10 protein-coding genes are annotated in these 12,272 nt (G+C 67.6%); 5 read left to right on the plus strand and 5 right to left on the minus strand.

What is annotated here, in order from left to right:
* Positions 1-74: 74 nt before the first annotated feature.
* Positions 75-509 carry a hypothetical protein gene (locus tag ACFWUU_RS09030; RefSeq protein WP_380174014.1) on the minus strand — a complete coding sequence of 145 codons (435 nt, stop codon included), beginning with the start codon at positions 507-509 and terminating at the stop codon, positions 75-77.
* A 172-nt stretch (positions 510-681) separates the two neighbouring features.
* Between ACFWUU_RS09030 and ACFWUU_RS09035 the strand changes: the two genes are divergently transcribed.
* Positions 682-2,535, plus strand: a complete 1,854-nt coding sequence (locus ACFWUU_RS09035) for a DUF222 domain-containing protein (RefSeq protein WP_380174016.1) — start codon at positions 682-684, stop codon at positions 2,533-2,535.
* A gap of 9 nt (positions 2,536-2,544) precedes the next feature.
* Entirely contained in the window at positions 2,545-2,985 is a 441-nt protein-coding gene (locus ACFWUU_RS09040) for a YdeI/OmpD-associated family protein (protein WP_380174018.1), read from the plus strand.
* Here ACFWUU_RS09040 and ACFWUU_RS09045 read toward each other — a convergent pair.
* Entirely contained in the window at positions 2,972-5,977 is a 3,006-nt protein-coding gene (locus ACFWUU_RS09045) for a LuxR C-terminal-related transcriptional regulator (protein ID WP_380174020.1), read from the minus strand. The genes ACFWUU_RS09040 and ACFWUU_RS09045 overlap by 14 nt on opposite strands.
* Positions 5,978-6,071: 94 nt before the next feature.
* On the opposite strand from ACFWUU_RS09045, the gene ACFWUU_RS09050 reads away from it, so the two are divergent.
* Complete coding sequence (locus ACFWUU_RS09050) at positions 6,072-7,508, plus strand: Nramp family divalent metal transporter (protein ID WP_380174022.1); 1,437 nt, start codon at positions 6,072-6,074, stop codon at positions 7,506-7,508.
* A gap of 9 nt (positions 7,509-7,517) precedes the next feature.
* Here the strand turns inward: ACFWUU_RS09050 and ACFWUU_RS09055 are convergent, their stop codons facing one another.
* On the minus strand, positions 7,518-8,294 hold the full coding sequence (locus tag ACFWUU_RS09055; protein WP_380174024.1) for a nucleotidyltransferase domain-containing protein: 777 nt from the start codon (positions 8,292-8,294) through the stop codon (positions 7,518-7,520).
* 63 nt (positions 8,295-8,357) lie between these two features.
* Positions 8,358-9,287 (minus strand): SMP-30/gluconolactonase/LRE family protein, encoded by a 930-nt coding sequence (locus ACFWUU_RS09060; RefSeq protein WP_380174026.1) that lies wholly within the window; start codon positions 9,285-9,287, stop codon positions 8,358-8,360.
* Positions 9,288-9,405: 118 nt separating this feature from the next.
* Here ACFWUU_RS09060 and ACFWUU_RS09065 point away from each other — a divergent pair, with 118 nt between their 5' ends.
* Positions 9,406-10,815 (plus strand): three-helix bundle dimerization domain-containing protein, encoded by a 1,410-nt coding sequence (locus tag ACFWUU_RS09065; RefSeq protein ID WP_380174028.1) that lies wholly within the window; start codon positions 9,406-9,408, stop codon positions 10,813-10,815.
* Here the strand turns inward: ACFWUU_RS09065 and ACFWUU_RS09070 are convergent.
* Positions 10,806-11,708, minus strand: a complete 903-nt coding sequence (locus ACFWUU_RS09070; protein WP_380174031.1) for an SMP-30/gluconolactonase/LRE family protein — start codon at positions 11,706-11,708, stop codon at positions 10,806-10,808. The genes ACFWUU_RS09065 and ACFWUU_RS09070 overlap by 10 nt on opposite strands.
* Positions 11,709-11,768: 60 nt before the next feature.
* Between ACFWUU_RS09070 and ACFWUU_RS09075 the strand changes: the two genes are divergently transcribed.
* Entirely contained in the window at positions 11,769-12,212 is a 444-nt protein-coding gene (locus ACFWUU_RS09075; RefSeq protein ID WP_380174034.1) for an Lrp/AsnC family transcriptional regulator, read from the plus strand.
* The last annotated feature ends 60 nt before the right edge of the window (positions 12,213-12,272 follow it).

The following is a 12,272-nucleotide window of genomic DNA, read 5'->3' on the forward strand; positions in this document are numbered from 1 at the left end:
GATTGATTGAGGCTCACGTCAGTCGGCAACCTCGCCTCACCCTGGCGAAGGTTGCCTTCGTTGCGACGGATGCGTCACCTCTCGACCGTGCCGCCTAACTGCACGGCGACGTTGTCTGCCGTCGGCCCATTGATGATCCAGTTCGGCCCGATCAAGATCGGGTCCGGCGTGAGTTTCTGCTCGGTCATCAGCTCATTCAGATCCCGCAGAGTGTCGATCGCCGACTGCAGATCGCCATCCGTGGCGTACGTCGACAACACGGTGTCCTCTGTGCAGTTCCCCGACTCCGCGGCCGTCTGCACAACGTTGTCCTGAGTCCAAGTCGAACACGGCAGGCCTGCCGCCACCGCGGCATCCTTCAATGCAGCGACCGTCTGATACCGCTGCGCAGACGGCGGTGACGAGCTGGCGGCCGAAGTCGTGGCCGGTGTCTCGTTAGCTGCGGGCGGCGTAGAGCCGCAGCCGGTGATGATCAGGGCAAGCACTGCCGTCCCGGCGATGAATCGCATGTCAAACCCCCGCCCGGTACATCGCACGCGACTAGAAGGTGTTACACCTGCTCTCCGACGCTCCGGGCCCGCGCCGCGTCGGGTCAATCCGACATGCCCTCATTGATACTCGTCGCATGTGATCGCGATGCCGCGTTCGTCTTACAAATAAGGGCTTTCGAGCATCATCGATTTGCCGACTCTGGATCTCGCAGATAGAATCGAACACATGTTCGACACTGATCTGAGTGAGCTCGCGACGGCCGACCTGTTGGAGTCGGCCGTTGAGCATCGTTTGGCGGCGAACCGGGCCGACGCACGGCTGCTGGAGCATGCGCAGATCTATGCCGACCGGTTCCACCCGTCCACCTGTGGCGTCAGGCTCGGCCGCCGGTCCTGTGACGGGCGGGAGCGGGCCGTGGTGCTGGGTGGTGAAGGCTGCCCGGAGATCGCGGAGTTCGCGGTCGCCGAGTTCGGTGTCGTGCTCGGGATCTCGCCGATGGTGGCCGCGCGGTTCCTCGGTGAGGCGTTGGCGCTGCGGCACCGGTTCCCGTTCACCTGGGCCCGCGTACAAGCCGGTGAAGCCACCCCGTGGAAGGCGCGCCAGCTCGTATCGGCCTGCCTGAAACTGTCCGAAACAGCCGCCGCGTACGTCGACCGACGCGTCGCGCCGCTGATCGACTCGATCACGCCGTACCGGTTGGACAAGATCATCCGCGCCGCCAAACTCCACGCCGATCCTGACCTGGCCCGCGGCGAGGCCGCCGAAGCGGCAGATGAGCGTGGCGTGTTCGTCGGCCGCAGTGACGACCACGGCAACAAAACCGTCTACGTGAAGGCTCCCGCCGCCGCAGTCATCCGCCACGACGCAACCATCGCCGCCATCGCCGACGCCCTCAGAACCTTCGGCGACACCCGCCACCTCCAACACCGCCGCGCCGACGCCATCGGCATCATCGCCGACCCCCGCTACACCCAAGAACTCCTCACCCAAGCCCGCAACCACCCAGCCCCCGCACGCCCGACAGATGCCACCGTCCCAGGTGAGGTGGCGGTTTCCTCTCCGACCACCGACCGACGCGGTACTGCCACGCGCCCGCCAACCCCGCAACACGACACCCCGAACACAAACGAGGCCAACCCGACCGACGATTGCGGCCCCGCCCATCGCCTACTGCGGGTGGATGAGGCGTCCGGCCGTGGAGCCGCTCATGGAGCCGTCGGTGACTCCCTCAACGGGACGGCCGGCGCCAGCGCCAGCGACGGGGCCAGCGACGGATCGGACCACAGCGAGACTTCTCCGTCAGGCGATCCACTCGAGCCGCCCGACGACCCCTCCCTTCACAGCTCCGAGCCACGTGAACCCGATCTGCCGGCTGACCCCTTCGACAGTCGGGCCATGAGCTACGTCCCTGGTCCACGGACACAACCCGATCCAGGGCTCCCGATGGACCTCGCGGCCCAACGGGCACTCGACGCTCGCCTGGCCGAGATCAAACAGGCGGCCTACACCAACCCCACGACCTCGGCAGGACAGGTGCGTCCCGGGCACACCGAGATCTTCGTCCACCTGACCGACCACACCCTCGCCACCGGCAACGGTGTGCTGCGCGCCGAGGGAATCGGCCCGCTGCTCGCCGACCAACTCACCGAGCTCGTCGGCCACGAGCCATACGTCGTCAAACCCGTGATCGACCTCAACGACTCCGTCAGCGCCGACGCCTACGAGATCCCCACCCGGATCCGCGAACACGTCCGACTCACCTACCCCGTCGAACTGTTCCCCTACGGCACCCGCGAAACCCATCGCGCCATCGACCTCGACCACATCCAGCCCTACGACCCGTACGGCCCAGCCGGCCAAACCAGCACACGCAACCTCGCCCCGCTCAGCCGCTACGCCCACCGGGTCAAAACCCACGCCCCAGGCTGGAACGTCCGCCGCGTCGACACCAAAACTCTGGAATGGACCACACCCCACGGCTTCACCTTCCAGGTCAACCCCACCGGCACACACCGGGTCGACCCCGTCGAGCGCGCTTTGTAACGTGGCGGTATGGAGACCTTTGAGGGGACGATCCTGGTCAACGACGGGGGTGGGGCCTGGGTTGAGGTGCCGGGTGAGGTGGTTGCGGCGCTCGGTGGGGGTGGGCGGATTCCCGTGCAGGCGACGTTTGACGGGGTGGCGTATCGCGGGTCGATTGCCTCGATGGGTGGGTGTATGGCGCTCGGGATTCTCAAGGGGATCCGGAGTGAGTTGGGTAAGGGGGACGGCGACGCGGTGACCGTGACGGTGGAGCGGGATACGGCTGAGCGGACTGTTGACGTGCCGGATGACCTTGCGGCGGCGCTGACGGAGGCGGGTTTGCGGGAGGCGTTCGACAAGCTTGCCTACAGTCATCGGCGGGAGCATGTGCAGGCGATCAACGACGCCAAGAAGCCGGAGACCCGTCAGCGTCGGATCGGGAAGGCGTTGGAGATGCTCAGGTCTTCTTGAGGGACGCCAGTTCGGTTCGGTTGGCGACGCCGAGTTTGGCGTACACGTGGGCCAGGTGGGTCTTGACCGTGCCGCGGCTCATGAAGAGGCGTTCGCCGATCGCGGGGTTGCTGAGGCCTTCGACGGCGAGGTCGACGACCTGTTGTTCGGTGGGCGTGAGGCTGGCCCAGCCGGAGGACGGGCGGCCGCGGGCACCTCGGGTACGGCGGGCGTAGGCGACGGCCTCGTCCAATGACAGCGGCGGCTCATCCGAGGTCGGCAGGTCCGGGTGGTCCGGTGGCGTGGCAAGGCCGAGGTCTACGCGAGCGGCGGCCGCGGCGGCGGCCAGGCGCACGGCATCGGCGGGGCGGTTGGTGTGGTTTGCCAGCAGGGCAAGGGATTCCAGGCTGTCGATGACGTACGTACGCAGCCCGTGGTCGACCCGGATCGTCAAGGCCTGATGCAGCAGGTCGGCCGCCTTGTCCGGCTGCGCAACCATCGCGACGCGGCCGAGCTGGTCGAGCGCATCGGCGAGGATCCGCGGCAGGTTGTACCGGCGCGCCAGTACGACGGCACGCTCGAGCACCTCGACCGGATCCCGACCGCCGGCGCGCATCGCAGCCGCAACACTCGGCAACAGCATGGCGGGTACGAACGTCTCCGCCAGCGGACCGTCGGCCGCGGTCTCGCGGGCGACCCACTCAACCGCAGCGTCGTACTCGCCGCTCCAGTACGAGATCAGCCCCATCACCTGCCCGAGGTTCGATACGACGGCGCCCGCGGTCTCGGCCAGTTCGAGCAGCGGCCGCATCAGCTCGCGTGCTTCGTCCAGCCGACCGGTCCGCACGAGCAGCGTCGCCAACTGTCCACGCGCGGCCCCGACCCGGTGGAAGTCGCCGAGCGGTTCAGCGGCAGCGAGGGCGCGCTCCGCGACCTCGACGGCCTTCGAGGGCTCGCCGGTCGACATCAGGCTCTCCGCCCACACGGTCAGCACGGTCGTCGCGATTCCGCGTTCGCCGCTGCTGATCAGACCGTCGGCGGCACGGTCGAGCAGCGGCCGCAGTTCGTCGTGCCGATCCCACAGGGAAAGCAGGACGCACTGCAAGGCGATGTTCGCGTTCTGCGCCGGCTCGTTGTCCCCCGCCAACCGCACTCCCTCGGCGGTCAGATCCCACGCCTTCTGGAAGTCCGTGAAGAACTCGCCGACCGCCACCAGCGCAAGGAAGTGCGATCGCAGCCGATCGTCACCCAGCTCGGTGGCCAGCGCGAGCCCGCGACCAGCCGCGTCGTACCCGAAGGGGTCGACAGTGTCGGCGACCGTCGCATACCCGTACAGTAAACGGGCCTGGAGCAACGACCGGTCGTCCGGTGCACGCTCGATCGCGCGGCGCAGGTAGCCGATGCCCTCATTGCCCGTCGCCTGCAGATTCCACAACCAGCGCAGGGCCGCGGCCAACCGACGGCCGCGTTCCGGATCGTTCGCGGGCAATCCGTACTCGAGGGCGGCCCGATAGTTCTCCCGATCGGGCTCGATCCGCGCCCGCCAAGCCTCGCGATCCACGTCCAGCAGGGGTTCTGCGGTCTCCGCGACGGTCAGGTAGTGGTCAAGGTGACGGGAGCGGGTCCGGTCCGTCTCGCCGGCCTCGGCCAGACGCGCGGCGGCGTACTCGCGGATCGTCTCCAACAGGCGGTACCGGCCGCCCTCCGCCACCACGAGCGATTTGTCGACAAGCCGCGCAAAATCCTCGAGTACGACGTCGCACACCGCGGCCGCTGCGTCCAACGTGAAGCCACCCGCGAAGACCGCCAGCCGCTGGAAGACCTCTCGCTCGTCAGGCGAGAGCAACTCGTAGCTCCACCCGATCGACGCGGCGAGAGTCTGCTGCCGCGCCGCAACCCCACGAACGTTCTTCGTCAGCAGGCCGAACCGGTCACTCAGACCTGCTTCGATCTGCTCGGGTGTGAGAGTGCGGACTCGAGCGGCGGCCAGTTCCAAGGCCAACGGGATGCCGTCGAGCCGGAGGCAGATGGAGCGGATTGCCTGCTCCGACTTAGGAAACTCCGTGCCGGCGCGCTCGACGAACAGCGCCCGAGCTTCATCCGGGGCCAGCGCGGGCACTCGCCAGATCGCCTCGCCGGGCAAGTCCAGCGGCTCGCGGCTGGTCGCCAGGACCGAGATCTCCGGGCAGCCGGTGTGGAGCGCGAGAACGAACTCCGCCACCCCGTCGATGATGTGCTCACAGTTGTCCAGGCAGATCAGCGCGCGCTTGGTCCGCAACTGACCGAGCAGCAGGCGGTCGCCGGACTCGACCAGCAGACCGATCGCCGCGGCGACGGCCTCCGGGATCTGGCCGGCGTCGGTGAGCGCGGACAGGTCGACCCACCAGACGCCGTCCGGCCAGCGCTCGGCCAACTGTGCTGCGGTCTGGGCGGCGAGTCGCGTCTTGCCGCTGCCACCTGGGCCGGTCAGCGTAACGAGTCGGTTGCCGGAGAGTTGCGTGCGGAGGGCGGCTACCTGGGTCTGCCAGCCGACAAAGCTGGTGAACATCACCGGCAGGTTGTTCGGTACCTGGTCGAGCGAACGCAGCGGCTCGGCCGTCGCAGTCAGTTCGAGGATCCGCTCGGCCGAACCCAGATCACGCAACCGGTGCATGCCGAGATCGGTGAAGGCATCAGCGAGGCCGGAGGCTGTTGTTGCCGTGAGCAACGTCTGCCCGGGGTTGGCGATCGCCAGCAACTGCTCGGCGTGCCGGACGGCCGGAGCCATGGTTGGCGAAGTGTGCAGGGCGATCCGGAGCAGCTCCCCCGCTGGGACCAGGGAGGCAGCCTCGCGAAGGTCAGCGGCAGCAGCGATTGCCTCCGCGGCGTCGTCGTACACGAGAACGGGCCAGCCGGCGTCCCGTCGTACCAGCAGCTCCCCCGGCAGTTCTGCGGCCAGGCCGGCCAGGCGTGCGTAGGCAGGCGCGCTGGCGGCACCGGCGTACGACGCGGTCAGAACGGTCACCCCACCCATGCCGGTCAGTCTGCCATCCGGCTGTGTCGGGTCGCCGTTGTCGACAGTATTCGTTACCCTCCGGGGCAGGGGGTCGAGGAGAGTGAGGAGCCTGATGGCAGACACCACATCGACTGACCACGGACGATTCGCACTACCGACCAAGAATCTGCCCGCACCGCAAGTTCGCGACCTTCCCGAGCCGCCCACGAAGACCTGGAAGATCATCGGCCCCGGCATGGTCGGCGCCGGCGTCGGGCTGGCCTCGGGTGAGTTCATCCTCTGGCCGTACATCTCCAGCCAGGTCGGCCTGGTGTTCCTCTGGGGCGCCGTCGTCGGCGTGGTGATCCAGTGGTTCCTGAACATGGAGATCGAGCGGTACACGCTGGCAACTGGTGAGACAGCGTTGACCGGCTTCAACCGGTACGGGAAGCACTGGGGCCTGTTCTTCGCGATCATGACGTACTTCGCGAACCTCTGGCCCGGCTGGGCGACCAGCTCGGCTTCGATGCTGACGTATCTTTTCGGCGCCGGAGACCCACGCTGGATCGCGATCGGCATGCTGCTGCTGATCGGCGCGATCCTGACGTTCGCGCCGGTCGTCTACGTGATGCTGGAGCGGCTGATCGCGGTCAAGATCGCCGCCGTCGCGCTGCTGGTGATCCTCGCGCTCGTGTTCGCCATCCGCGCGAAAACGTACGGCGCGCTCGGCGACGCGGTCACGCATCCGCAGTTCCCGGCCGACGAGCTCGGGTTCGCGCTGGTGATGGGTGCGATCGCGTACGCCGGTGCGGGCGGCGGCCAGAACCTTGTCCAGAGCAACTGGATCCGCGACAAAGGCTTCGGCCAGGGCGCGCACGTGCCACGGCTGACGTCACCGGTGACAGGCGAGACCGAGGCCGACCCGACCGCCAACGGGTACACGTTCACCCCGGACGACGCGAACCTGGCCCGCTGGCGGCGCTGGTGGAAGTTCGCGAACATCGAGCAGGCCGCGACGTTCGTGGCGATCACCGTGGTCACGATCGTGTTCACGTCGATGCTTGCCCACGCCACCCTGTTCGGGAACCCGGACGTCAAGAACAACATCGGCTTCCTGAAGATCGAGGGTACGACGCTGCAGACGCTCGTCGGCGACTGGTTCGGGTACCTGTTCTGGGCGATCGGCGCGTTCTCGTTGTTCGCCGCGGCGGCCGGCATCGTCGACTACACGTCGCGGCTGTCGTCCGACATGATCAAGGCCCGCTACCTGCGCGAGTCGAAGATCACCGAGTCCAAGCTGTACTTCTGGCTGGTCTGGGGACTCGTTGCCTTCGGCATCATCGTGCTACTGGCCGGTCTGACCCAGCCGCTGGTGCTGCTGGTCATCTCGGCCTGCACCGCCGGCACGATGATGTTCGTGTACTCCGGTCTGCTCTGGTGGATGAACTCGCGCGCCCTGCCGCACGCGATCCGCATCACCAGCTGGCGCGCCGCCGTACTCGCCTTCTCGTTCCTGGCCTTCGGCTTCCTGGCCGTCTTCACGATCATCGACCAGGTCAAGAAGCTGTAAGCGGATCCGTCAGCCGAGGAAGTCGACGACGGCTTCCTCGGCTGCGGTACGTCGTACCACCTGCACGCGCTCCCGCACTGTGCGATAGACGTCGACGGACGCCTTCAGGGCGCGCAGGCAGTCGGCAGGGTCGGCGGTCGCGACGGTCGCCTGCAACGCGGGCACGAGCTCCGGCGCGAGCGTCTCCAACCGTCGTACGCCGGCCGGCCTCGTCGTCCGCCCGATCCCGGCCAACGGCGCGATCGCGGCCGCGCGGATCATCCCGAGCCCGTCGATCGCCTCGAACAACTCACCGCGCGCGATCTTCACCGCGACGTAGTGCGCCCAGACCCAGAACCGGTCCTCGATCCACTGCGCATCCGGCCGCGGCCACTCCGCGGCGGACTCCCGGTGCACCCGGTCGACGGCGTCATCCCGCTGCCACAACACCAGCCCGTCCTCGACCCGCTCCCGCAGCCCGTCCGGCGTCACGAACTTCAGATCGACATGCGCCAGCGGCGGCCCGAACAGCGCGATCAACAACCGCGGCTCGCCCACATGCTCCCCGGTGAAGGCGGCCAGCAACGGCCCGACCCGACCCGCAAACCCGTCCGCGTCGGCGAGCAGCTCCGGCTGCCCGTCCGGCGTACACACGATCACAAGATCCAGATCCGAATCCTCATCACTAGTGCCCGAGGCAACCGATCCCCCGGCCACCACCGCAATCACTCGCGGATCCTTCTCCGCCTCCGCCACCACACTCTCCGCAAGCACCCTCAGATGCCCCGGCACGCCGACCAGCTCCACAGCTCCTCCTCAATCAGGTCAGCAGGCCATCATGACCCACCGCCCGTGATCGAGGCGAACGAATTAGACCCGAGGGCCGTAGGCCTCCGGGGCGCCGTTGGCTGTGGTGAGGAGGGAGTAGACGGAAGTTGTCGCGGTGATGAAGAGGCGGTTGCGTTTGGGGCCGCCCCAGGTGAGGTTGCTGACGGTTTCGGGGACGAGGAGTTTGCCGAGGAGGGTGCCGTCGGGGTGGTAGATGTGGACACCGTCGGCGGCGGAGGTCCAGATGCGGCCCTGGGTGTCGAGGCGGAAGCCGTCGAAGATGCCGTTGCCGCACTCGGCGAACAGTTCGCCTCCGGTGAGCTTGTCGCCGTCGACGGTGAAGACGCGCATCGTGCCCTCCTCCGAGTCGGAGATGTAGAGCAACGACTCGTCGGGCGAGAACGCGATCCCGTTCGGCCGGTTGAAGTCGTCGGCGACCCGGGTCAGCGCACCGTCCGTCCCGACGCGGTACACGTGGCACCCGCCGGTCTCGACCTCGCCCTTGTAGCCCTCGTAGTCGCTGTCGATCCCGTACGCCGGATCCGTGAACCAGATCGATCCGTCCCGCTTGACCACGACGTCGTTCGGGCTGTTCAGCCGCTTCCCGTCGTACTCGTGGGCAAGCACCGTGATGCCGCCGTGGTGCTCGGTCCGGGTCACCCGCCGGTTGCCGTGCTCGCAGCTGATCAGCCGGCCCTCGGTGTCGCGGGTGTGGCCGTTGGTGTTGCCGGCCGGGTGGCGGAAGACGGAGACCTGGTACGACGTCTCGTCCCAGCGCAGGATGCGGTCGTTCGGGATGTCGCTCCAGAGCAGGTACCGGCCCGCGGCGGAGTACACCGGCCCCTCGACCCAGCGTCCGCCGGTCCACAGCCGCTCGAGCTTGTTGTCCCCGCGGATCCCGGCGAACCGGTCGTCCAGCTTCTCCCAGACCGCCGGTGCGGTCCCTGCCAACGGCTCGAGAATTCCCGTCATCGCTCCACCCTATGTGAACCCCGTCGGTTGGACCTCTCGACCGGAAGGATATGCGTGGCGCCGAACGGGGGCGCAGAGCACGGCGCCGGAGTCAGACACCGTGATGTGGAGACATCCTTTGACGCTCGACACCGTTCGCGAAGAAAAGGCGATCGAGAACCTCACCCGCCGTCTCACCGACAGCTTCGCCGACATCCATACTCCCGAAGACATCGAGACCGCCGTGGCGGCGGCCCGCCGGCAGTTCGAAGGGGACCGCGTCCGCGACTACGTCCCGATCCTGGTCGAACGCATGGTCCGCCAGGAACTCACCCCGCAACCCGAGCCCGACGACCGCCTGGCCAGGTGGACCAGACCGGCATCGACCACCACCCCGGCCCCGGAGCCCGCGGCCGGCGCCGGCAGCCCGTTCCGCCGCTTCAAGACCCGCGGCGTCGCGCTGCCGGCAGGGATCGCCGGCGTACTCGTCGTCGCCACCATCGTCACGGTCGTGATCGTCCGCGGCGGCGGCGACGTACAGGCCCAGACGTCCGGCGTCATCACCGTCAGCGGCGTGATCGGCTCGGAGAAGCGCGCCTTCTTCGAGGATCCCGACGTGAAGGCGGCGCTGGCCAAGCACGGGTTCGACGTCAAGGTCGACACCGCCGGGTCGCGCGAGATCGCCACCTCGGTCGACCTGAGCAAGTACGACTTCGCGTTCCCGTCCAGCACGGTCGCGGCGGAGAAGATCCTGCAGCCGACGCCCGGTCGCCCGACCGTGAGCGGTCAGAAGTACGCCGTGTTCTCGTCGCCGATGGCGATCGCGACGTTCCAGCCGATCGTCGACCTGCTGTCCGCGACCGGGATCGCCAAGCAGGTCAACGGCATCTGGTACTTCGACGTCCGCAAGTACACCGACCTCGCCAAGGCCGGCTGGCGCTGGACCAACATCCGCGGCAACACGACGTACCCGGTGAACAAGAAGATCCTCGTCACCACCACCGACCCGCGGACATCGAACTCGGCGGCGATGTTCCTGTCGATCGTCAGTTATGTTGCCAACCACAACAATGTGGTGCAGAGCGCGGCGGACGAGAAGAAGGTGCTGCCGCTGGTCGCGCCGCTGTTCGTCAACCAGGGGTACACCGACAGCTCCAGCGAGGGCCCGTTCGACGACTACCTGTCGCTCGGGATGGGCAAGTCGCCGATGGTCAACATCTACGAGGCGCAGTTCGTGGACGCCGCCGTACAGCACAAACTGAAGCCGGGCATGGTGCTGATGTACCCGTCACCGACGATCCAGTCCAAGCACACGCTGGTCTCGCTGAACGCGAACGGCGAGAAGCTCGGCGAACTGCTGTCGACCGACACCGACCTGCAGGAGCTCGCGGCCAGGCACGGGTTCCGGACCGCCGACGAGGCGCAGTTCGCGAACGTCGTCAGCCAGAACCGGGTCCCGGTCGCGAAGGACGTCATCGACGTCGCGGACACCCCGACGTACGACACCCTCGAGCGGCTGCTGGACGGGGTCTCCAAGTCCTACCGCTGAGCCGTCGTCAGCCACGACCACACGGACGTGGTGGCGGTGATGAACAGGCGGTTGCCCTTCGGACCGCCGAACGTCAGGTTCGACACGACATTCGGCAGCAGCAGCTTGCCGATCAGAGTGCCGTCCGGGTCGAAGCAGTGCACGCCCTCGTGCGTCGCCGCCCAGACCCGGCCGGCGCTGTCCACCCGGATCCCGTCGAACATCCCGGCCTCGCAGGGCGCGAACACCTCGCCGCCGATCAGCTTCTCGCCGTCGACCTCGAACCGCCGGATGTGCTTGCCCGGGGTGTCGACGACGTACAACTGCTGCTCGTCGAGCGTGAACGCGAGCCCGTTCGGGCGGATGAAGTCGTCGGCGACCACGGTCAGCACGCCGTCCGGCGCGATTCGGTAGACGTGGCAACCGTCGAGCTCCTGCTCGGCCGCGTGGCCCTCGTAGTTCGAGGTGATGCCGTACGGCGGGTCGGTGAACCAGATCGAGCCGTCGCTGTGCTCGACCACGTCGTTCGGGCTGTTGAGGCGCTTGCCGTCGAGGTGCGAGGCGAGGACGGTGCGGCTGCCGTCGTACTCCGTGCGGACGACCTGGCGATCGCCCTGCGAGCAGCTGATCAGGCGGCCGGTGCGGTCGATGGTGTTGCCGTTGACGTAGCCGGACGGCTCGCGGAACACGCTGACGTGTCCGGAGACCTCGTCCCAGCGCAGCATCCGGTCGTTCGGGATGTCGCTGAAGATCAGGCAGCGCCAGGCGGGCGAGTACGCCGGTCCTTCGAGCCAGCGGCCGCCGTCGTACAGGCACTCGACGTACTCGTCGCCGGCGATCCGGGCGAAACGCTCGTCGAGCACCACCAACTCGGCGCGGATCCGCGGCAGGGTGTTGGTGAGAGTGATGGTCATGGCTGAACCATATCCTGTTATTGTTAGGTTTGACAGAATGAGATATGGAATTGGGTGCAGATGACCATAGATGATGTGGATCGCAAGCTGCTGGCGGCGCTGCAGGAGGATGCCGGGCAGTCGTACGCCGCGCTTGGGGAGATCGCCGGGTTGTCGGCGGGGTCCGCCCACGAGCGGGTGCGCAAGCTGAAGGCGGCCGGCGTGATCCGGCGTACGACGATCGAGGTCGACCCGGCTGCGCTCGGCCGCGGCGTACTCGCATATGTCCTGCTCGAGGCGAACGCGTGGATGGGCGATTCGCGGGAGGCGCTGCTGGACATCCCGGCGGTCGAGGAGGCGCACATCATCGCGGGACCGGCCTCGGTGCTGGTGAAGGTGCGGACGACGACCACCGAGGACCTGCAGGCGACGTTGCGCGCTCTCCACGCGGTGGACGGCGTGACCAGTACCCAGACTGTCGTCGTACTGGAGTCGTTCTTCGAGCGGCAACCCGCCGTGGTGTGAGGAACGCCCTGTCTCCTTCGACGGCCGGTTCACCCTAGACTCGGGCCAGCCGAAGGGAGT

The organism is Kribbella sp. NPDC058693 (genome assembly GCF_042715335.1).
Lineage (GTDB): Bacteria > Actinomycetota > Actinomycetes > Propionibacteriales > Kribbellaceae > Kribbella > Kribbella jiaozuonensis.

What these genes read in the sequence shown, in the direction of transcription:
- ACFWUU_RS09045 (WP_380174020.1), bottom strand. Translation starts at nt 5,977, where the DNA reads ATGGGTGGGGTGACCGTTCTGACCGCGTCGTACGCCGGTGCCGCCAGC.
- ACFWUU_RS09050 (WP_380174022.1), top strand. Translation starts at nt 6,072, where the DNA reads ATGGCAGACACCACATCGACTGACCACGGACGATTCGCACTACCGACC.
- ACFWUU_RS09030 (WP_380174014.1), bottom strand. Translation starts at nt 509, where the DNA reads ATGCGATTCATCGCCGGGACGGCAGTGCTTGCCCTGATCATCACCGGC.
- ACFWUU_RS09040 (WP_380174018.1), top strand. Translation starts at nt 2,545, where the DNA reads ATGGAGACCTTTGAGGGGACGATCCTGGTCAACGACGGGGGTGGGGCC.
- ACFWUU_RS09070 (WP_380174031.1), bottom strand. Translation starts at nt 11,708, where the DNA reads ATGACCATCACTCTCACCAACACCCTGCCGCGGATCCGCGCCGAGTTG.
- ACFWUU_RS09075 (WP_380174034.1), top strand. Translation starts at nt 11,769, where the DNA reads ATGACCATAGATGATGTGGATCGCAAGCTGCTGGCGGCGCTGCAGGAG.
- ACFWUU_RS09060 (WP_380174026.1), bottom strand. Translation starts at nt 9,287, where the DNA reads ATGACGGGAATTCTCGAGCCGTTGGCAGGGACCGCACCGGCGGTCTGG.